Source organism: Streptomyces sp. CNZ301, assembly GCF_004217425.1.
The window spans coordinates 5,507,911-5,528,559 of sequence record NZ_SHLG01000001.1 but is presented as its reverse complement, the minus strand read 5'-3'; the positions used below and the strand labels follow the sequence as shown (position 1 = coordinate 5,528,559).

15 protein-coding genes and 1 pseudogene are annotated in these 20,649 nt (G+C 71.6%); 1 reads left to right on the top strand and 15 read right to left on the bottom strand.

Annotated elements, in window-relative coordinates; all coding sequences use genetic code 11:
- Positions 1-22 precede the first annotated feature (22 nt).
- The 11 genes from EV375_RS23780 to EV375_RS23730 form a co-directional block, all read right to left on the bottom strand.
- Positions 23-1,444 carry an NAD(P)/FAD-dependent oxidoreductase gene (locus EV375_RS23780; protein WP_130301428.1) on the bottom strand — a complete coding sequence of 474 codons (1,422 nt, stop codon included), beginning with the start codon at positions 1,442-1,444 and terminating at the stop codon, positions 23-25.
- A gap of 405 nt (positions 1,445-1,849) precedes the next feature.
- Positions 1,850-2,776: a Ppx/GppA phosphatase family protein gene (locus tag EV375_RS23775; protein ID WP_130301427.1), complete on the bottom strand. Its 927-nt coding sequence runs from the start codon at positions 2,774-2,776 to the stop codon at positions 1,850-1,852.
- A gap of 157 nt (positions 2,777-2,933) precedes the next feature.
- The gene (locus EV375_RS23770; protein ID WP_130301426.1) at positions 2,934-3,533 is read right to left on the bottom strand and encodes a DUF501 domain-containing protein; all 600 of its coding nucleotides are present in this window, start codon (positions 3,531-3,533) and stop codon (positions 2,934-2,936) included.
- 111 nt (positions 3,534-3,644) lie between these two features.
- Positions 3,645-4,169 (bottom strand): septum formation initiator family protein, encoded by a 525-nt coding sequence (locus tag EV375_RS23765; RefSeq protein WP_130301425.1) that lies wholly within the window; start codon positions 4,167-4,169, stop codon positions 3,645-3,647.
- A 192-nt stretch (positions 4,170-4,361) separates the two neighbouring features.
- Positions 4,362-5,642 (bottom strand): phosphopyruvate hydratase, encoded by a 1,281-nt coding sequence (gene eno / locus EV375_RS23760; protein ID WP_055484325.1) that lies wholly within the window; start codon positions 5,640-5,642, stop codon positions 4,362-4,364.
- A 288-nt stretch (positions 5,643-5,930) separates the two neighbouring features.
- On the bottom strand, positions 5,931-6,842 hold the full coding sequence (locus EV375_RS23755) for a transglycosylase family protein (protein ID WP_486588674.1): 912 nt from the start codon (positions 6,840-6,842) through the stop codon (positions 5,931-5,933).
- A gap of 252 nt (positions 6,843-7,094) precedes the next feature.
- Positions 7,095-8,378 carry a cytochrome P450 family protein gene (locus EV375_RS23750; protein WP_486588673.1) on the bottom strand — a complete coding sequence of 428 codons (1,284 nt, stop codon included), beginning with the start codon at positions 8,376-8,378 and terminating at the stop codon, positions 7,095-7,097.
- Between the two features lie 207 nt (positions 8,379-8,585).
- Positions 8,586-8,969 carry a DUF6479 family protein gene (locus tag EV375_RS23745; protein ID WP_130301424.1) on the bottom strand — a complete coding sequence of 128 codons (384 nt, stop codon included), beginning with the start codon at positions 8,967-8,969 and terminating at the stop codon, positions 8,586-8,588.
- Between the two features lie 186 nt (positions 8,970-9,155).
- Complete coding sequence (locus EV375_RS23740; protein ID WP_130301423.1) at positions 9,156-10,298, bottom strand: nucleoside triphosphate pyrophosphohydrolase; 1,143 nt, start codon at positions 10,296-10,298, stop codon at positions 9,156-9,158.
- Between the two features lie 82 nt (positions 10,299-10,380).
- On the bottom strand, positions 10,381-11,073 hold the full coding sequence (locus EV375_RS23735; RefSeq protein ID WP_130301422.1) for a SurA N-terminal domain-containing protein: 693 nt from the start codon (positions 11,071-11,073) through the stop codon (positions 10,381-10,383).
- A gap of 159 nt (positions 11,074-11,232) precedes the next feature.
- Positions 11,233-12,060 (bottom strand): HNH endonuclease family protein, encoded by an 828-nt coding sequence (locus tag EV375_RS23730; protein ID WP_486588672.1) that lies wholly within the window; start codon positions 12,058-12,060, stop codon positions 11,233-11,235.
- A 77-nt stretch (positions 12,061-12,137) separates the two neighbouring features.
- Between EV375_RS23730 and EV375_RS23725 the strand changes: the two genes are divergently transcribed.
- Entirely contained in the window at positions 12,138-12,371 is a 234-nt protein-coding gene (locus EV375_RS23725) for a hypothetical protein (protein ID WP_130301421.1), read from the top strand.
- A gap of 30 nt (positions 12,372-12,401) precedes the next feature.
- On the opposite strand, the gene mfd is transcribed toward EV375_RS23725, so the two are convergent.
- The 4 genes and pseudogenes from mfd to EV375_RS23705 all read right to left on the bottom strand — a co-directional run bounded on the left by mfd (position 12,402) and on the right by EV375_RS23705 (position 20,594).
- Entirely contained in the window at positions 12,402-15,986 is a 3,585-nt protein-coding gene (gene mfd / locus EV375_RS23720) for a transcription-repair coupling factor (RefSeq protein ID WP_130301420.1), read from the bottom strand.
- A 294-nt stretch (positions 15,987-16,280) separates the two neighbouring features.
- A complete protein-coding gene (locus EV375_RS23715; protein ID WP_130301419.1) occupies positions 16,281-16,640 on the bottom strand; it encodes a hypothetical protein in 360 nt (119 codons plus the stop codon).
- A gap of 407 nt (positions 16,641-17,047) precedes the next feature.
- Positions 17,048-19,644, bottom strand: a pseudogene (locus EV375_RS23710) (ABC transporter permease).
- Positions 19,641-20,594, bottom strand: a complete 954-nt coding sequence (locus EV375_RS23705) for an ABC transporter ATP-binding protein (protein WP_130301418.1) — start codon at positions 20,592-20,594, stop codon at positions 19,641-19,643. Before EV375_RS23705 ends, EV375_RS23710 begins: the two are co-directional and overlap by 4 nt.
- Positions 20,595-20,649: the final 55 nt, after the last annotated feature.

Genomic DNA, 20,649 nt, shown 5'->3' with positions numbered 1-20,649 from the left:
GCGGATCACCTCACGGGCAGGCTCAGGAAGCCTTGGCCTCTTCCCGGTGGTTCACGGCACGGCTCTCCTTGACCCGGGTCTTGCGCTCGGCCGCGGCCTCCTCCGCCGCGGCGGCGGTCACGGGCGAGGCGGCCTCGTAGAACTCCTCGCGGGGGTGTTCCATCGCGCCGAGGGAGACGACCTCACGCTTGAGGAACATCGCGAGCGTCCAGTCCGCGAAGACGCGGATCTTGCGGTTCCAGGTGGGAACGGCGAGGCCGTGGTACGTGCGGTGCATGTACCAGGCGAGGCGCCCCTTGAGTTTGATCCGGGTCTTGCCGACGACGATCATCGCGACGCCCTTGTGCAGCCCGAGTCCGGCGACAGCTCCCTTGTTGCCGTGCTTGTAGGCGCGCTGCGGGAAGCCGCGAAGCGCCGAGATGATGTTGTCGCCCAGCACCTTCGCCTGCCGCAGAGCGTGCTGCGCGTTCGGCGGGCAGTAGGCACCGTCCTTGCCCGCGGCCAGGTCCGGAACCTGGGCGTTGTCCCCGGCGGCCCAGATGTGGCCGGAGCCGCGGACCTGCATGGTCGCGTCGACGTCCACGTGCCCCTTGGGGCCCAGCGGCAGTCCGAAGCGGGCCAGCGCCGGGTTGGGCTTGACGCCCGCCGTCCACACGATGGTGCTGGAGTCGACCTCGAGGCCGTTGCTGAGCTCGACGTGACCGCCGACGCAGGACTTCATCGAGGTGCCCAAGTAGCACTCGACACCGCGGCTCTTGAGGTGCTCGAGTCCCCACTCGCCCAGCTTCGGACCGACCTCCGGCAGGATGCCGGGGGCGACGTCGACGAGGATGAAGCGCATGTCCTCGCGCCGGACGTTCGGGTAGTACTTCGCCGCGTCGCGCGCCATGTCCTCGACCTCGCCGACGGTCTCGGCGCCCGCGAAGCCCCCGCCGACGAAGACGAAGGTCAGCGCGCGGCGCCGAACGTCCTCGTCGTTGGTCGAGTCGGCCTTGTCCAGCTGCTCCAGCACGTGGTTGCGCAGCCCGATGGCCTCCTCGACGCCCTTCATGCCGATGCCGTTCTCGGCGAGTCCGGGGATCGGGAAGGTCCGTGAGACCGCGCCCATGGCGATGACCAGGTAGTCGAAGGGCAGGTCGTACGCCTCTCCGACGAGCGGCGCGATCGTGGCGACCTTGCTCTCCTGGTCGATCGTCGTCACACGGCCGGTGAGGACCTCGGCCTTGGGCAGCACACGCCGCAGCGGAACCACGACGTGGCGCGGTGAGATGCTGCCGGCAGCGGCTTCCGGGAGGAACGGCTGGTACGTCATGTACGAACGCGGGTCGACGACGGTCACCGTCGCCTCGGCGTAGCGCATCTTCTTCAGGATGCGCCGTGCGGCGTACAAGCCGACGTACCCGCCACCCACTACGAGGATTCGAGGACGCTCCGTGGTGCTCATGCCATCGAGTATCCACCCGCCCCGGGGGGTGACCTCGTGAGGGGCTTCACAAGCATGGCCGCACCCCCTGCTACACTCCGCGGCCTCGTGCCGGAGCCTCTGCGACGCCTGATCCTCCGGCTGGGACCGTGAAGCGGTCATCCCCGCCGTGAGCTGCGCTTATCGTCCGCGCCACGAGAACGGCCCCGAAGCGGCACCCCACCCTTCACGTGGCTGGAATACGGCGTTCACAGCCGCCCGCCCGCCCCGGAGCTCTTTACCGGGCCCCTACGGGTGTGATGTGCGTCCGACGAGGCGGTTTTCCACGTGAATTATTTCACGAGACTTCTCCCGGAGGACTTCCGAGAGGTCCCGGGACACCCTTTCAAAGGAGTCCGGCGTCGCTCAAGTGAGGGCCGCCGGGCCTCAACTGACGCTCCACGCAATGCCGTCGAGGATGTCGTGTTCGCTGACGACGACCTCCGCCGCCCCCGTACGTTCCATGATCACAAGCAGTATGAGGGCGCCGGCCGCGATCACGTCCACGCGCCCGGGATGCATGACCGGGATCGCCGCCCGCTCCTCGTGCGTCGAGGTCAGCAGGCGTTCCACGATCTCCGCGATCTGCTCGCGCGGGATGCGGGAGTGGTGGATGGCGGCGGAATCGTAGGCGTCCAGACCCAGCGCGATACCCGCGACGGTCGTGACGGTGCCCGCGAGGCCGACGAGGGTGCGGGCCTGCGCCAGCGGCACGCTCCGCTCCACCTCGTCCAGGGCCGCCGACACGTCGGCCCGCATCGCCGCGCGCAGGCCGGCAGTGACGGGGCCGGAGATGCCGTGGCGCTCGGTGAGCCGCACACAGCCGACGTCGACGGACCTGGCGGCCCGCACCGAGTCGTCGCCGACGACGAACTCCGTGGAGCCTCCGCCGATGTCCACGACGAGATACGGCTTGTCCAGGTCCGGGCGCCCGGTCAGTTCCCTGGTGGCGCCGGTGAAGGAGAGCTGTGCCTCCTCGTCGCCGGTGATCACCTCCGGCTGCGCCCCGAGGATGTCCACGACGCCCCGCACGAACTCGTCCCGGTTCTCCGCATCGCGGGACGCGGAGGTGGCGACGAAACGCACGTGCCGGGCGCCGTGCTGCTCGATGGCCCGCGCGTAGTCGCGGCAGGCGGCGAACGTGCGCTCCAGCGCCTCCGGCGCGAGACGTCCCGTGCGGTCGACACCCTGACCGAGGCGGACGATCTCCATCCGCCTTTCGAGGTCCTTCAGTTCACCCTGCGCGGAGTCGGTGTCCGCGACCAGCAGCCGGATCGAGTTGGTACCGCAGTCCACAGCGGCGACACGGGGCATGCGCTCTCCTCAGCTCCTCACACGACGGGTCGCCCCCAGCGTATGCGCGTACGGGCGGGCGCCCGCCGGGACCGCCGCCGGGAACCGCACCTGGACGGCCACCACCGGGCGGATCCGCACCGGGAGGTCCGCGTCCGAGCCGGTGCTTGCCGGACGGTCAGCCGCGCGCGGCGTCGTCCTGCCGCTCTGCGTCCTCGTGCGGGTTGTCGTCCGTGCCCTCGTTCACGTCGTGCTCCCCGTCACCGGGGACGAAAACGCAGGGGCCCTTGGCCCACCACTCCGGCAGCATCGCCAGCGCCTCGTCGCCGAGGGGGTTGACTCCCGGGCCGGCGACGAGGGAGTGGGCGACGAGCACGTGCAGGCACTTCACGCGGTCCGGCATGCCGCCGGCGCTGGGGAAGCCGGGCAGCACGTCGATGGCGTCACGACGGGCGAGGTAGTCCTCGTGGGCCGCGCGGTAGGCCGCGGCCAGTTCCTCGTCCTCTGCCAGGCGTGCCGTCATCTCGCGCATGACGCCCTCGGCCTCCAGCGTGCCGATGGCGGAGGCGGCCCGCGGGCACGTCAGGTAGTACGTGGTGGGGAAGGGCGTACCGTCCTCCAGCCGCGGTGCCGTCTCCACGACGTCGGGCAGGCCGCACGGACAGCGGTGCGCGATCGCGCGCAGGCCGCGGGGCGGACGGCCCAACTGCGCCTTGAACGCCGCCACATCGGCATCCGTGGGCGGCGTGGGCTCGGTCTGCGGCGGAGGTTCTTCCATCGGTGCGGGACTCTCTCGGGTGACGTTACGGATGGTCTTCGAGGCGGCGTTCACGCCGGAGGCGCCGAACGGCCCGCGCGCGGAAGGAAGTTCAGCGGGGCTCGGCGGGGCTCAGCTGCCCTCGCCGGACAGGCCGCTTCCCCCGGCGTTCTGCCCGGCCCGCCCGCCCCGCTGCGCCCTGTCGGCCTTGTCCACGCCGTCCCAGAGGTTCTGGTACCAGGCGCGGTCGGAGCCGCGGTCGGAGGGCCTGTGCGCGGCGCCGGTCCCGTCCGGCAAGGTGAAACCCGTCTCGCCGGGGCGGACGAAGTGCAGGTGCTTGCGGGCCTGTTGCTCGACGTACGCAGGGTCCCGCCAGCGCGCACGCTCCTCGCGCAGGCGCTTGACCTGCTTGCGGGCGTGCTCCGCCTGGCGCTGCTGCTCGGCGATCTCGGTGCGCTGCGAGACGTACTGGCGCATGGGGTAGGCCAGGGCGACGACCAGCGAGCAGACCACCAGGGCGAGCACCGCGGCTCTGCCCGTGAGGCGGCTGCGGCGCGGAGCACGCACGCTCCGGCCGCGGGCGCGGTAGACGCGCTCGGCGGCCCGGGTGCCGAGCGCCCTGAGTCTGGTCGCGGTGGAGAAGCGATCCGCGGGCACGTTCCTCCCCTGTCCCCTTCTCAGCTGTCCGTGCGCCGCCGCGCCCCGGCTCACGCCCGCACACCGTCTGTGCGCGTGCTGCTCCCGGCGGCCGGGCGGCCCCCGCCACCGTACGGGAACGGCGGCGGGGACGGGCGCAGCGACGGCCGGTCGGGCACCGCGACTTGGGCACTGCCGGCCGCGGAGCTGCGGTCAGCCCTTGTAGCGGGGGAAGGCGCTGCGCCCGGCGTACACGGCCGCGTCGTCGAGGATCTCCTCGATGCGCAGCAGCTGGTTGTACTTGGCGACACGCTCGGAGCGGGCGGGCGCCCCCGTCTTGATCTGGCCGCAGTTGGTGGCCACTGCCAGGTCGGCGATGGTGACGTCCTCGGTCTCGCCGGAGCGGTGGGACATCATGCACTTGAAGCCGTTGCGCTGGGCGAGCTCCACCGCGTCCAGGGTCTCGGTGAGCGAACCGATCTGGTTGACCTTCACCAGCAGGGCGTTCGCGGCGCCGTCCTCGATGCCGCGGGAGAGCCGCTCGGGGTTGGTGACGAACAGGTCGTCGCCGACGAGCTGCACCTTGGTGCCGAGCTTCTCGGTGATGGTCTGCCAGCCGGCCCAGTCGTCCTCGTACAGCGGGTCCTCGATGGAGACGAGCGGGTAGGCGTCCACGAGTTCCGCGTAGTAGTCCGTCATCTCGGCGGCGGTGCGGTCCTTGCCCTCGAAGGAGTAGACACCGTCCTTGTAGAACTCGGACGCGGCGACGTCGAGCGCGAGCGCGATGTCCTGGCCGATGGTGTAGCCGGCCTTCTGCACGGCCTCGACGATCAGGTCGAGCGCCTCGCGGTTGGAGCCCAGGTTGGGGGCGAAGCCGCCCTCGTCGCCCAGGCCGGTGGCCAGGCCCCGCTCCTTCAGCACGCCCTTGAGCGCGTGGTACGTCTCGGCACCCCAGCGCAGCGCCTCGGAGAAGGACTCCGCGCCGATGGGCGCGATCATGAACTCCTGGATGTCCACGTTGGAGTCGGCGTGGGAGCCGCCGTTGAGGATGTTCATCATCGGCACGGGCAGCATGTGCGCGTTCGGACCGCCGAGGTAGCGGAAGAGCGGCAGGTCGGACGCCTCGGAGGCGGCGTGCGCGACGGCGAGCGAGACACCGAGGATGGCGTTGGCGCCGAGCGAGGACTTGTCCGCCGTGGCGTCCAGGTCGAACATCGCCTGGTCGATGAGGCGCTGCTCGGTCGCGTCGTAGCCCACCAGCTCCGGGCCGATCTGCTCGATGACCGCGAGCACGGCCTTCTCCACGCCCTTGCCGCCGTAGCGGCCCGTGTCACCGTCGCGCAGCTCCAGTGCCTCGAAGGCTCCGGTCGAGGCGCCCGACGGAACGGCAGCACGACCGGTGCTGCCGTCGTCGAGGCCGACCTCTACCTCGACCGTGGGGTTGCCTCGCGAGTCGAGGATCTCGCGGGCTACGACGACGTCGATGGACGGCACGAGGATCTCCTTCGTGAAGTGTCTGGCTTACTGCCCAGAGCCTAACGGGCATGGGGTGGTGCCCAAGTCGGCCCGTCGTGTCGGGCTGGGGAACAGCCGGTGACAGGGAGCGAGGGAGCCCTGCTCAGGGGTGCTCCGGCCCTCCCCGTAATTTGTTTGGCAGGGGAAGAAAAGGCGGGCGGGCGGCCCTGCGGGACCGTCCGCCCGGAGAACAGACCGGAACCGCCACGGTGGGAGGCGGGACTCCTCAGCGCGGCGCACTCGGTGCAGCCGGCGCAGCGGACGCCGTCAGAGACGCAACTCCTGGCCGGGCAGGATGAGGCCGGGGTCGGAGCCGACGACGTCGCGGTTGCGTTCGTACAGCTCGCGCCAACCGCCGTCCACGTCCTGCTCGTCCGCGATGGTGTAGAGCGAATCGCCCTGGGAGACGCGGTATTCGGTGTCCCTGCCGTCCTGGCCGCCCGTGTCACCCTCGCCGGCATCGCCGCTGTCGGCTCCGTCGCGGCCGTCGGTCCCGTCACGGGAGGGGCGCTCGTCCGCGTCGCCACCCACCCCCGAACCGGCGGAACCGCCCGGCTCGTACGAGGAGTCGCCCCCGGAACCGGACGGGCCGGACGAACCGGAGGACTCTTCGGACGGGTCACCGGACTCCGACGGGCCGGCGGAGCCGGAGGGTTCGGACGGTCCGGCGGAGGCGTCCGGGTCCGGTGCGGCGCTCCCGTCCTCCGGCTCCTCCGTCGACGGGACGGTGGGATACGGGCGTTCGGCGACGGGCCCGTCCACGACATCGCCGGAACCGTCCGGGTCGACGTCGGGCGAGTCCGGCGAATCCTGGGACAGCCCGGCGCTCTGCGCGCAGTCGCCGAAGGAGTCCGTGCCCTCCTCGTCGAGGACGCTCTCCGCCACGGTGATCTGCTGGTCACGGCTCGCCAGGTCGGGCCGCTCGGCGTACTCGGTGCCGCCGTGCTCCTCCCAGGTCTCCTGATCCAACTGGAGCCCGCCGTAGTAGCCGTTGTCCTCGTCGGCACTCCACAGGCCGCCGCTCTCGCACTCGGCGACGGCGTCCCAGGTGGAGTTGTCCGCCGCGCTCGCCGCTGTCGCGCCGAGAAGGGGCAGGGCGAGGCCGGCTCCCGTCACCCCTGCCGCGACCACGAAGTTGGGGGCCTGACGCGGGCGGCGGTGGCGTCCGTTCCCGGACAACAAGGGCGGCATACGGGGTGACCTCTCGTGGGGCACGGACCTGGCGGGTGGTGAAGCCGGCGTGGTGCGGGGGTGGTTCGGGGCGTGGTGCGCCTTTGCTTGCCGCGGGCCGCGCAATGCCGATTCGCTCAGTGGCGGGTCGCGCGGCCGCGGCCCGAAGGTAGCTGCCGGGCGTTCATCATCACAAGGTGGTGTCGCGTACATCACGTGAAAGTCACACCCGTGATGTCCCGTCACGCCTGTCGCACATCGTCACCCGTCGCCCGGCTCGGGCGTGAACTCGACGGGGAGGGTGCGCAGTCCGCGCATGATGAGGCCACCGCGCCACCGCAGGGCGGACGGCGGAACGGCGAGCCTCACATCCGGCAGCCGCCGCAGCAGCGCACTCAGGGCGAGACGGCCCTCCAGCCGCGCCAGCGGCGCTCCGAGGCAGTAGTGAATGCCGTGCCCGTACCCCAAGTGCTGGTTGTCGCGACGTTCCAGGTCCAGGACGTCCGGATCGGCGAACTTCGCCGGGTCGCGGTCGGCTGCCGCGAGTACGACGAGTACCGGCTCTCCCTCGGCGATCCGCACGCCTCCGATCTCGAGCGCCTCGGTCGCGAAGCGCCAGGTCGCCATCTCCACGGGGCCGTCGTAGCGCAGCAGTTCCTCCACCGCCGTGGTCAGCAGCCGGTCGTCGCCGGCGGCCACGGCGTCGCACAGCAGGGAGCGCTGCCGGGGGTGGCCGAGCAGCGCGTACGTGCCGTTGCCGATGAGGTTGACCGTCGTCTCGAAGCCGGCGAAGAGCAGGATGAAGGCCATCGCGGCGGCCTCGTTCTCGGTGAGATGTTCACCGTGGTCGCTGGCGCGGATGAGCCCCGAGATGAGGTCGTCGCCCGGCTTCTCCCTTTTGCGGTGGATGAGTTCGGCGAGGTAGTTGCGCATCTTCTTCACGGCGCGGCCCACGCCGCCGCGCGGAGGGCCCGGCTCGCCGGGCTTGTGGTGGCGCAGCATCATCCCCGCCCAGTCGCGGAAGTCGTCCTGGTCCTCCGCCGGTACGCCGAGCATGTCGCAGATGGCGTAGATGGGCAGGGGGAAGGCGAACTCGTGGATGAGGTCCGCCTCGCCGCGTGCCGCGAAACCGTCGATGAGCCGGTCCGTCAACTCCCTTACGCGCGGCTCGAACTCGGAGACGCGGGCGGGCGTGAACGCCTTCGACACCAGGCGCCGCAGCCGGGTGTGGTCCGGCGGATCGATGTTGAGCAGGTGCGTCATCAGGTTGGCGCTGCGTTCGCCGGGAATGCCGACCTTGCCCTTGCCGTGCGCGGAACGTTCGTGATGGTGCACGGGGTTCTTGCTCAGCCGCTGGTCGGCCAGTGCCTGCCGGGCGTCGGCGTAGCGGGTGACCAGCCATGCCTCGACGCCGCTGGGCAGTTCGGTCCTGCGTACGGGCGCGTGTTCGCGCAGCCACGCGTAGGCCGGGTACGGGTCGGCGGCGAACTCCCAGTCGAAGAGCGGGGGCACGGGCGGAGCGTGGGAGTTGGTCTCGTCTTGCACGCGTCGACGCTAACGGGTGCTGTCCGGCTCGCGGTGCGGGGCATGGGAAGACCCCGGCCCCGGGTCCGGTTCGGAATCCGCGGACCGCGGGGCCGGGGCCGGGGCTCTCGGGCTGCCTGTCCGTCGGCCTGCCGGGCGGGGGCGGTTCCGCCGTGGTGCCGGGCGGCCGCGGTTCCGCCGTGGTACCGGGCGGGCTGGGCCTGTCCGTCAGGTGTGCCCGGGGCCGCCGCTGCCGAACGAGCCGCTGCTGCCCGGGTCCCACTTCTGCGGCGGCCTCTCGTGCTCGCCGGGGTGGCTGTCGGAGTCGTAGTCCTTCAGGTCGTAGGGCATGCGCCGCTCGCCGTCGTGCGGCACCTCGTCGGGAACCCGGTGCCTCGTCTCGTACTCCAGGGGTTCCTCGGGGCCCTGCTCCCCCGGGCTGGAGGGGCGCTGGTCGCCCCGGGCCCGGATGCGGATGCCGTAGGCGACGGCGGCGATCAGGCCGACGACGATCAGGAGCCCCAGGGCGAGCGGGGCGATGCCCACGAGCAGGTCGTGCTCGGCGGCGAGGACCGATAGCGGCTGGTTTGCGGCGTGCAGCACTGCGTACATGGAGGGCGAGTACCCCTGCCACGGCCGCTATGCCGGTGCGTCCCCCCGAGCTCGGCGCACGTCCCGCGAGCACCGGACCTGCGCGCGGAACGTGATGCCGCTCTCACTCTGTGCCCGCCTTCTCGCCCGGTGCCAGGTGTCTCACTCGGCACTGGTCCCATTCACCCCGGGCCGGCTTCTCACTCGTCACTCGGTGCCGGTGCTCGCGTCCCCCGCGTCCCGGCCCGAGTCGTGCCCGCCCAGGCTCGCGTCCCCCGCGTCCAGGCTCGCGTCGTGCCCGCCCAGGCTCGCGTCCCCCGCATCCAGGCTCGCGTCGTGCCCGTCCAGACTCGCGTCCTCCGCGTCCAGGCCCTCCGCCGCGCGGATCTCGTCACGGTAGGTACGGGCCGCAACCCGCAGCGCCGTCTCCGGATCGACCCCCTCCGCCTCGGCGCGGACGGCCAGCGCCAGCAGCTCGTAGCCGATGCCGCCGGCCCCGGGAGCCGTGACGGCGGGCACTTCCAGCCCCCCGAGCCGCACCCGCTGCGCCAGCTTCGCGGCCAGCGCCAGCGCGGGCTGTCCCAGAGGAATCCCCTCCGTGACCGAGTCCCGGCGCTTCTCGGCAGCCTTCGTGCGGAGCCAGTGCTCCCGGACGTCCTCCGCCGTCCTGGCCTGCTCCTCCCCGAACACGTGGGGGTGGCGGTGGATCAGCTTCTCCACGATGCCGGCGGCCACGTCGTCGATGGAGAAGGGCTCCTCCGGGTCCTCCTGCGCGATGCGCGCGTGGAAGACGACCTGGAGCAGCACGTCCCCCAGCTCCTCGCACAGGGCACCGCGGTCGCCCTCCTCGATGGCTTCGACGAGCTCGTACATCTCCTCGATGCCGTACTTGACCAGTCCCTCGTGAGTCCGGGCCCCGCTCCACGGGCAGGCCGCGCGGATGCTGTCCATGACCTGGACGAGGTCCAGGAGCCGGGCGCCGGGCAGGTCGTACGAACCGGGCAGCAGCTCCAGCTCGGGCATCGTCGCGCGTCCCGAACCGGCCAGCGCCGCCAGTCCGTCCGTCAGCTGCGGCTCGCCCTCGGCGGCGGCGATCACGACGGCCGTGCGGCCCTCCGCGGACGACTCGACCAGTTCGCGGGCGCTGGGCAGGGCCCCGGTGGCGACGTGGATCCCGGCCTCGCGCACGTACGGCAGCTGCGGGTGGCCCGGGTCCTGGCACAGGACCCGGTCGGCGGTGCGCAGCGCCTCCCAGGCGGGCCAGGACAGCAGTCCGGGTGCCACCCGGTGGCTGGTGGTGAGGAGGACGATGCGGCCGGCAGGGGGACCGGCGGATGCGGAGGCGTTCACGCGTCGAACGTAACGCAGCGGCCGGAGAGCACCGCTCCCGGCCGCCGCCCCGCCCGAACCGCCCCGGCGCCGGGGCGGTTCGTCACATCTGCGGCTGCTGCTGTTGCTGCTGCCGGTCCTGCTGCCTGCCGGTCAGGTCCCGAAGCCACGGCTCCGTCTGGTTGCCGAGCGTGGCGGCCTGCACGTCCCACTTCCCGTAGCGGGGGTTGACGCTGATGTGGAGCTTCTCGGAGGTCTCGGAGAACTTCTTCCGCAGCGCCTCGTTGCCCTGCGGCGTACGCGGATCGATGCCGCCGGCCTTCGCGATCTTGTCCACGGAGACCTGGATGCGCATCCAGCCGTCGATCTGCGAGGGAGCGACGGCCTGCTGCTGGAGCAGCGCGTCCTTCAGCCTCTTCTCCCCGCCGGCCTGCTTCCGCAACTGGGCCTGGTACTCGCCCACTTCGCGGCGCGTCACGGACACCCCGGCGTCCTTCGCGGCGCGTTCGACGATGCGCTCGCGGATCAGGCCGTCGAGCGCCGCCCGCGTCAGCTGGCCACTGCCCTTGATCATCTCCGCGCCCTGGGGGGCCGCGCGCTGCGCGTTCCGTACCGCCTCCACCTTCGCCTGGAGCTGCGCCATGCTGATGCGTTCACCGCCCGCCACGGCAGCGGCACCGGGGTGCGCGTCGTCGCCGCACCCGGTGAGCAGCGGCGCTGCGACGAGCAGCGCGGCGGCACCGGAGACGGTGAGCGCGGACCTGCGGCGACGGCTTCCTTCAGTGCTGCTGTGCATCGAGTCTCCCGGACGGCGGCTAGGGGCGTGCGACGGTGGTGCACGACCTCGGCGTTGATCGATGTTAAGTAGTGGAAGTGGTGGAGACCACCGCTTCGGCTTTCATCCGGACAACGATTCGGGCGACGAGACGTGCCGCGGCCGGCGCCGCCGGCCTCCTCAACCCCCGCACTGCCTCAGCATCGTCCGCTTGTCCGGCGCGGTGACGGGCAGCTCGTACTCGATGGCGACCTGGGCGAAGCGCACCGAGTAGGCGCAGCGGATGCGCTTGTCGGGAGGCAGCCAGGACGCCGGTCCCGAGTCGCCTTTGGCGCTGTTGGACGAGCCGTCCACCGGGAGGAGATTGAGCGGATCGTTGGCTATGCGCTCCCGTTCGTCCTCGCTCCAGCGGGCGGCTCCCATCTGCCAGTCGTAGGAGAGGGGCATGACGTGGTCGATCTGGACCTCCATGGCGCGCTCCTTGCGCCACTCGACGGTCCTGCCGGTGTACGGGTCGTGCAGGGTCATGGAGACGACGACGCAGTCCGAGCCCTGCTCGCGCACCAGCTTCAGCCCGTCCCTGGCCAGGACGTCGTTCCGGGTGTCACAGCCGTTGCGCCCCAGCGGGACGCCGTCGACGGTGTCCTTCCATGCGTAGCCGAACGCCTCGCGCTCGTAACCGGTCCTGGGGCCGCGGCCCTTGGTGTGGAGGGTGTCGATCAGGGCGCGTGCGCGTTTGCGTTCGGCGTCCGAAGTGACCGGTGCGAGGCCCCGCTTGCTGCCGTCCGGATTGGCGAACGGGCTGACGGCGTGGGAGCCGGAACCGGAGCCGTCCGAGGGGCCGGGTCCGCCGTCGGTGGGCGTGGACGAACCACGTGCCGTGGGGCCGGCGGACTTCCCCGGGTCCGCGCCGCCGCCGACGGCACCCTGGCACGCGGCGCCCAGCAGGCACACGAGGAGGGAGAGCCCGACGGCGGGAACGGCGCGGGCGGGCGGGCGACCTGGCACGGCGGAACTCCCGTCGGAGGGCGGCTCATTGGCACGGGGAGCCGGCCGGCCGCCCGTTCGCTCTCATGTTCCCACTCGTGGCGACGACTTACTCCTGGCGAGCGCCGCGCGCACTCCCGGCAAGCGCCCCGGGTCAAACGCCCCGGTCGCCCCCGGCTGCCCCTACATCGGGTCAGGGGGCTGCCGGAGGGCTCGGGCAGGCCCGCGACTACGTCGGCGCCTTCTTCGACCGGCAGTTGCGCGGCATCCCGCAGCCGCTGCTGAACGGTCCCTCAGCGGCCAACCCCGAGGTCGGCTTCGAACACCCCTGACGCGCGGACGGACGGTCCGGCGCCCCCGAGTCACGCCCCCGGAACAGTGGTGAGGAACTCCCCCACCCACGCCAGCAGTTCGCGCCCCACCTGGGGCTTGCCGCCGATGCCGCCCGGCTTGGGCCGCGGCACCAGTACCTGACGCGTCGCCTTCTTGATGACCGACCCCGGGTAGACCCGCTTGAGGCGCAGCTCCTGCGACTCGCGCAACTCGACGGGCGTGAAGCGCACGTTGTTGCCCTGAAGCGTGATGTCGGTGACGCCGCAGGAGCGCGCCAGCATGCGCAGCCCCGCCACCAGCAGCAGGTTCTCCACCGGCTCCGGCAACGGTCCGTAGCGGTCGGCCAGTTCCTCCCGCACGGCGGCGATGTCCTCCTCGGAGTTGGCGGAGGCGATGGCCCGGTACGCCTGAAGGCGCAGCCGCTCGCCAGGTGCGTAGTCGTGCGGCACATGGGCGTCGACCGGCAGCTCGATCTTGACCTCCAGCGGCGCCTCCTCCACCTCGCCGCCCTGCTCCAGCGCGTTGCGGTAGTCGGCGACGGCCTCGCCCACCATGCGGACGTACAGGTCGAAGCCGACGCCCGCGATGTGGCCGGACTGCTCGCCGCCGAGGAGGTTGCCGGCTCCGCGGATCTCCAGGTCCTTCATCGCGACGTACATGCCAGCGCCCATCTCGGTGTGCTGGGCGATCGTGGCGAGGCGCTCGTGCGCCGTCTCCGTCAGCGGCTTCTCGGGCGGGTACAGGAAGTAGGCGTAGCCCCTCTCACGTCCGCGGCCGACGCGGCCGCGCAGCTGATGGAGCTGTGAGAGGCCGAAGTTGTCGCCGCGCTCGACGACGAGGGTGTTGGCGTTGGAGATGTCGATGCCGTTCTCGACGATGGTCGTGGCCACCAGCACATCGAACTTCTTCTCCCAGAAGTCCACGACGACCTGCTCCAGCGTCTGCTCCGACATCTGCCCGTGTGCGGTGGCGATCCGCGCCTCGGGCACGATCTGGCGGAGCCTCGCCGCGGCACGCTCGATGGACTCCACACGGTTGTGGATGTAGAAGACCTGGCCCTCGCGCAGCAGTTCACGGCGGATGGCGGCGCCGATCTGCTTCTCCTCGTACGGGCCGACGAACGTCAGCACCGGATGCCGTTCCTCGGGCGGAGTCGTGATCGTCGACATCTCGCGGATGCCGGTCACGGCCATCTCCAGGGTGCGCGGGATGGGGGTGGCGGACATGCTCAGCACGTCGACGTTCGCCCGCAGCTTCTTCAGCTGCTCCTTGTGCTCGACGCCGAAGCGCTGCTCCTCGTCGACGATGAGCAGGCCCAGGTCCTTGAACTTGGTGTCCGAGGAGAAGAGGCGGTGCGTGCCGATGACGACGTCGACCGTGCCCTCCCGCAGGCCGTCGACGACCGCCCGCGCCTCCGACTCCGTCTGGAAGCGGGACAGCGCCCGCACGTTGACGGGGAACTGCCCGTAGCGCTCGGTGAAAGTGGAGAAGTGCTGCTGGACCAGGAGCGTCGTGGGCACGAGCACCGCGACCTGCTTGCCGTCCTGCACGGCCTTGAACGCCGCCCGCACCGCGATCTCCGTCTTGCCGTAGCCGACGTCGCCGCAGATGAGCCGGTCCATCGGGACGGACTTCTCCATGTCCTCCTTGACCTCTCCGATGGTGGTCAGCTGGTCCGGCGTCTCGGCGTACGGAAAGGCGTCCTCCAGTTCGCGCTGCCAGGGCGAGTCCGCTCCGAAGCTGTGGCCGGGGGCCGCCATGCGTGCCGAGTACAGCCTGATCAGGTCGGCCGCGATCTCCTTGACGGCCTTCTTCGCCCGGGCCTTCGTCTTCGTCCAGTCGGCACCGCCGAGACGGTGCAGCGAGGGCTGCTCGCCCCCGACGTACTTGGTGACCTGCTCCAGCTGGTCCGTGGGCACGAAGAGGCGGTCGCCGGGCTGGCCGCGCTTGGCGGGCGCGTACTCCACCAGCAGATATTCGCGTGTGGCGCCCTGCACGGTGCGCTGGACCATCTCGACGTAGCGGCCCACGCCGTGCTGCTCGTGGACGATGTAGTCGCCGGGGACGAGCGTGAGCGGGTCGATCTGCTTTCGGCGCCGCACCGGCATGCGGGCGGCCTCGCGGCCCGCGGCCCGCTGCCCCGACAGGTCGGTCTCGGTGAGCACCGCGAGCTTCAGATCCGGCGCGATGAAGCCGTTGTCGAGGCTGCCGCGCGCCACGTGCACCACGGAGGGGGCGATCTCTCCCAGGTCGGCCTCCTGGCGGGCGGCGACGCCCTCGCCGCTGAGGACCTCGACCGTGCGGACCGCGGGGCCGTGGGCCTCGGTGACGTACACGCACCGCCAGCCCGCCGACAGCCACTCCTTGGTGTCGGCGAGGGCGCGTGCGGTGTCCCCGCGGTAGCTCTCGGGGGCACGCATGCCCAGCCGCAGGACGTCGGCGCCGTCGTCGTCCTCCGCCGCCCGGCCCTCGGGGAGGTCGCTCCCGGAGGCCGCTCCGGAGCTGAAGGGGCTGACGGACCACCACATCATCCCCAGCTCGCGGGCGTGCTCGCGCAGGTCGGCGATGCCCCACAGCGACGCCGCACCGAGGTCCACGGGAGCCTCCGCGCGGTCGGACATCGCGGTGGCGCTCCAGGACGCCTGGAGGAACTCCTGCGAGGTGGCCACCAGGTCCGCCGCCCGCGTGCGCACCCGCTCCGGGTCGCACACCAGCGCCATCGTCCCCTTGGGTACGACGTCGAGCAGGAGCTCCATGTCGTCGACGAGGACGGGCGCGAGGGACTCCATGCCCTCGACGGCGATGCCCTCGGTGATCTTCCCCAGCAGCTCGCCGAGCTCGGGGTGCTTCTCGGCGAGGGCGGCGGCCCGCTGCCGCACGTCGTCCGTCAGGAGCAGCTCGCGGCACGGCGGCGCCCACAGCCCGTGCTCGGCGGCCTCCAGCGAACGCTGGTCGGCGACGCGGAAGTAGCGGATCTCCTCGACCTCGTCGCCCCAGAACTCCACGCGCAGCGGATGCTCCTCGGTGGGCGGGAAGACGTCGAGGATGCCGCCCCGAACGGCGAACTCACCGCGCTTCTCGACCAGCTCCACGCGGGAGTAGGCGGCCGCGGCCAGCGCGTCCACGACCTCGCCCATGTCGCAGCTCTGCCCCTGCCGCAGGGCGACCGGCTCCAGGTCCCCCAGGCCCTTGACCTGCGGCTGGAGCACCGCCCGTACGGGCGCCACGACCACGCTGACCGGACCCGTGCCCGCGTCGCCCGCTTCGTCGGGGTGGGCCAGGCGGCGCAGCACGGCGAGGCGGCGCCCGACGGTGTCGGAGCGGGGCGAGAGCCGCTCGTGCGGCAGCGTCTCCCACGACGGGTACTCCACGACGGTCTCGGGCGGCAGCAGGGAACGCAGGGACTGCGTCAGGTCCTCCGCCTCGCGGCCCGTGGCGGTCACGGCCAGCACCGGACGGCCGGCCGACCTGGCGAGCGCGGCCACCGCGAAGGGCCGGGCAGCGGCGGGGCCGACGAGGTCGACGTGGTGCCGGTTGCCGTCGGCGGCGGCCTCGACGGCCTCCGTCAGCGCGGGGTCGCGCGAGAGAGCGTCGAGCAGTCCGGTGAGACTCATCTGGGGTGGCTTCCCGTCGGGGGGTGGGCAACGCGAACGCCCCGCAACGGCGCGGCGCGGACGTTCCGGGGGATTCCAAGCCTACGGCGGCCCGCCGACGGACGTGGCCGCGATATCCCTCCGGCCTGCTCACGGCCCGGGGCGCGGGGCCCGCGGTGCCCCGCAGCAGCAGGCACCGGCGGCCCGGTGACCTGGTGGGTCCGGCCGGGCGGCCGGTGCCGGCGCAAACGTTCGGTCACAGCGCGTGCACTCGCCGCTCGATCCTGATCAGCGGCGGTCAGCAGCGGCCGGCGTTCAGCGGGGGTAGGCGCAGATCGCGAAGACGCTGATGCCGACCGTGGAGTTGTTCGACTGCCGCCCGAGGCCGATCCAGCCCCTGTTGTCGTCGGTGGGGAAGCTGCCGACCAGGATCGCCTCGTTGCCGCGGGCCTCGGCACCGCCGCCGAGGACCTTCTTGCCCTTGGGGCACATCACGGTCCTGCGCTGGAAGTTGGGCACGTTCTGGTTGGCCAGCCGTACGACCTCATAGCCGTGGATCTTGTCGTGACCCGCCGGCTTGTGGGCGGGCGCCGTCTCGGCCTGCGCGGCCCAGCCGCCTCCGGCCACAAGGGCCAGTGTCAGCGCACCTACGCCGAGAATCCGGTTCTTTGCCATTCGTCCCTCTCTTTCCGATTCGGGCCCGGCGAGTGCCGGGCCGACTCAGTATTGAGCGGTCATATGGAAAGAAAGGCGTGAAACACGGGCAAGCCGCTCAGCGTCGCGCCATCGCCGTAGCAGCGCCCCTCCCCCTGTCCCCGGGGCAGAACGGCTCCGGTGCCGACCGGTGACGAGGTGACGGTGCCGGGAAGGGACCGGTGACGACGACACCCCCGGCGCCGGCCGGGAACGGAAGGAGCCGGTGCCCGGAGGGCCGGTGACGAGCCGGGGCGGAGCAGACGCGGAACCGGCGCGGAGCAGACGCGGAACCGGCGCGGAACCGGCGCGGAACCGGCGCGGAACCGGCGCGGAACCGGCGCGGAACCGGCGCGGAACCGAAGCCGGCCCCGCCCCTGCCGTCCGCGTCATTCCGTCGCGATCGCGTTCAGTACGTTCATCCGGCCCGCCCGGAACGCCGGGACCAGCGCCGCCACCAGACCCACCAGGGCCGAGCCGACGAAGACGGCACCGATCGTCGGCCAGGGAATCTCCAGAACGTTCAGCCCCTCCAGCGCCAGCAGCTTCTGCGCGGCCGCGCCCCAGCACATTCCCAGGCCCAGCCCGAGCATGGCGCCGAAGAGCGCGATGACGACCGACTCCAGGCGGATCATGCGCCGCAGCTGACGCCTTGCGAGGCCGATGGCCCTCATCAGGCCGATCTCGCGGGTCCGTTCGACGACGGAGAGCGCGAGCGTGTTCACCACTCCCAGAACCGCCACGATGATCGCCAGCGCCAGCAGCCCGTAGACCATGTTGAGCATCTGCCCCACCTGGTCCTGCAGGGTCTCCTTGAAGTCGGCCTGGTCGCGCACCTGATACTGCGGGTAGGGCTTCAGCTCCTTCTTCAGCGCCGCGTACGCGGCGTCCTCCTCGCCGTTCTGCGCCGACCCGAACATCATCACGGTGGGCGGCACCTGGGCCTCGGGGAGATGGCGGCGCGCGGTGTCGATGCCGGTGTACATCGCGCCCCTGTCGACGCCGGTCTCCTCATTGGTCACCGCGGCGACGGTGAGCTTCACCGTGCGGCCGTCCGCGAACGCGACCTTCAGCTTGTCGCCCGTCCTGACGCCGTGTTCCTTCGCGTAGGCCGCGCCGACCGACATGGAGTCGCGGCCGTACGCCGCGCTCAGGTCCCCGGACTGCACCTCACGGCGCAGGTCCTTCATGTACGAGGGGTCCGTCGCGACGAGCTCCTCGTTGCCCGACTTGCCGTCCGGAGTGGTGATGCGGGCGGCGACCATCTTGTAGGACGTCACCGTCTTCAGGGACTCCGAAGCCTTCAGCTTCTCCTCCACGGCGGGAGTGATCGGCTGGCCGTTGTCGGACTGGACGATGAAGTCCGCGCCGACGGAGCGGTCCAGCTCCCTCGTCGCCGACGCGACCATCGAGGACCCCACGACCGACAGCGACGCGACGAGCGCCAGCCCGATCATCAGAGCCGCGGCGGTGGCGCCCGTACGGCGGGGGTTGCGCAGCGCGTTCCGCTCGGCCAGACGCCCCACCCGGCCGCCGAACGGCCGCAGCGTCACGACCGACAGCACACGCACCAGCGCGCCCGCGAGGACCGGCCCGAAGACGACCAACCCGACCAGCGTGAGAACGACGCCCGCTCCGAGGTACACCGACCCCTGGTCCGCCTTCTCCGCCTGCGTCGCGGCGTACAGGCAGGCACCGCCGCCGCCCGTGAGCAGGATGCCGAGGACCGCACGCACCGCCCCCGCCCTGCCGTCCGCGGGAGTGCCCGCGTCCCGCAGCGCCGCCATCGGGGAGACCCGGCCGGCGCGGCGGGCCGGGAGATACGCCGCGAGCAGTGTGACCAGGACGCCCAGGACGAGTCCGGTTACGGGCGTGGTCCACGCGATGGTCAGCTCGGACGTGCTCAGGTTCATGCCGAGCAGGCCCATGAGTTCCATCAGCCCGACCGCCAGTCCCACTCCGGCTGCGACGCCCAGCACGGAACCCACGACGCCCAGCAGCAACGCCTCGATCAGCACGGACCTGTTGACCTGCCGGCGGCTCGACCCGATCGCCCTCATCAGGCCGATCTCACGAGTGCGCTGCGCGACCAGCATCGAGAAGGTGTTGACGATGAGGAAGATGCCCACCAGCAGCGCGATGCCCGCGAAGCCGAGCAGGGCGTACTTCATCACGTCCAGGAAGGAGGCGACCTCCTCCCGGCCGGAGTCCGCGGCCTCCTTCTGGGTCTGGTACTTGTACTCGCCCGCCCCAGCTCCGCGGTCACGTTCTTCTTCAACAGGGCATGCGTGACGCCCTGTTCGGCGGTGACCGCGATGCCCGTGTACGAGCCGGTGCCGCCGAGCAGTTGCCGCTGGGCGGTCCCGGTGTCGAAGTAGACGATCGCGGCACCGGGGTTGGTGACCTGGAACGTGGCGATGCCGGAGATCCGAGCGGAGAAGTCGCCGGTGGCGGCGATGGTCCGCAGCTCGTCGCCGATCTTCAGCCCACGCTTCTCAGCGGTGTCCGCGTCGACCATGACCTCGGACGCACCGCGCGGGGCGTGCCCCGAGGTGACCTCCATCGTCCTGCGGTCGTCCGAGGTCCAGTTGGCGGCGATGGTGGGCGCGCCGGTGGTGGAGCCGATGTTCTTGTCGTCGCCGTCGACGACCGTGACCTGCTCGCTGGAGACCACGCCTTCCGCGGACGCGGCGCCCTCGGCCTCCCGCGCCTTCGCCAGCGCCGACGCCGGCAGGGTGCGCGGCGTGGCCGAGCGGGGGCCCTGACCGCCCCCGCCGCCTCCGCCGCCCTCGCCGGCCTTCTTCGGACTGACGGTCACGTCGGCCGCGGTGGAGGCGAAGAGCCGGTCGAAGGTGGTGTTCATGGTGTCGGTGAAGACGAGCGTGCCGCACACGAACGCCACGGACAGCAGAACGGCGACGGCGCTGAGCGCCATCCGCCCCTTGTGCGCGAAGAAGTTGCGCAGCGATGCCTTGAACACGGTCACGGCCGACTCCCGTTGGCGCCGAAGGAGCCGAAGCCGGCGCGGCGTCCACTGCCGTCCGGCCGGACCTCGAAAACGTCGTCGAAGTCGCCGGACGCTGCCGGCCCGTCAGGGGTGCGGTGCCCGGCCGGGCCCGCGGCGGGGGCCGCACCCGGCTGTGCGACCGCCTCCGGGTCGGTGCTCTCCGCGAGGCGCAGCATCTTGTCCAGCACGGCCTCGGCGGTCGGCCGGTACATCTCGTCGACGATGCGCCCGTCGGCGAGATACAGCACGCGGTCCGCGTACGCGGCGGCCACCGGGTCGTGCGTGACCATCACGATGGTCTGCCCCAGCTCGTCGACGGAACGGCGCAGGAATCCCAGCATCTCGGCGCCCGCACGGGAGTCGAGGTTGCCGGTCGGCTCGTCGCCGAAGATGATCTCGGGGCGTGCCGCCAGCGCACGTGCGACGGCGACCCGCTGCTGCTGTCCGCCGGAGAGCTGGGTCGGCCTGTGCTTGAGGCGCTCCTCCAGCCCGACGGTCGCGATGACCGTCTCCAGCCACTCCTTGTCGGGCTTGCGGCCCGCGATGTCCATGGGAAGGGTGATGTTCTCCAGGGCGTTGAGTGTCGGAAGCAGGTTGTACGCCTGGAAGATGAAGCCGATCCGGTCCCGCCGCAGCTTCGTCAGCTTCTTGTCCTTCAGACCCGTGATCTCCTGCTCGCCGATCCGGATGCGCCCCTCGGTGACCGAGTCCAGGCCGGCCAGGCAGTGCATCAGAGTCGACTTGCCGGAACCCGAAGGCCCCATGATCGCGGTGAACGCGCCACGCGCGATGTCCACGTCGACGTGGTCGAGCGCGACGACCCGCGTCTCGCCCGACCCGTACGCCTTGACCAGCCCGCGGGCGGAGGCCGCAACGGCCGCATGCGTCCCGCTGCCCCCGCTCCTGGGGTCCGCTACAGCCGTTGTCATGGTGTGTGTTCCTCTCCCCGTCCGGTGCTCCCGGCGGTTCCCGCCGTCGTGCGAC

Bases quoted from the DNA above. Each gene is read 5' to 3' on its own strand.
- EV375_RS23780 (WP_130301428.1), bottom strand. From the start codon at position 1,444: ATGAGCACCACGGAGCGTCCTCGAATCCTCGTAGTGGGTGGCGGGTAC.
- EV375_RS23775 (WP_130301427.1), bottom strand. From the start codon at position 2,776: ATGCCCCGTGTCGCCGCTGTGGACTGCGGTACCAACTCGATCCGGCTG.
- EV375_RS23770 (WP_130301426.1), bottom strand. From the start codon at position 3,533: ATGGAAGAACCTCCGCCGCAGACCGAGCCCACGCCGCCCACGGATGCC.
- EV375_RS23745 (WP_130301424.1), bottom strand. From the start codon at position 8,969: ATGTACGCAGTGCTGCACGCCGCAAACCAGCCGCTATCGGTCCTCGCC.
- EV375_RS23735 (WP_130301422.1), bottom strand. From the start codon at position 11,073: ATGCACAGCAGCACTGAAGGAAGCCGTCGCCGCAGGTCCGCGCTCACC.
- mfd (WP_130301420.1), bottom strand. From the start codon at position 15,986: ATGAGTCTCACCGGACTGCTCGACGCTCTCTCGCGCGACCCCGCGCTG.
- EV375_RS23715 (WP_130301419.1), bottom strand. From the start codon at position 16,640: ATGGCAAAGAACCGGATTCTCGGCGTAGGTGCGCTGACACTGGCCCTT.
- EV375_RS23705 (WP_130301418.1), bottom strand. From the start codon at position 20,594: ATGACAACGGCTGTAGCGGACCCCAGGAGCGGGGGCAGCGGGACGCAT.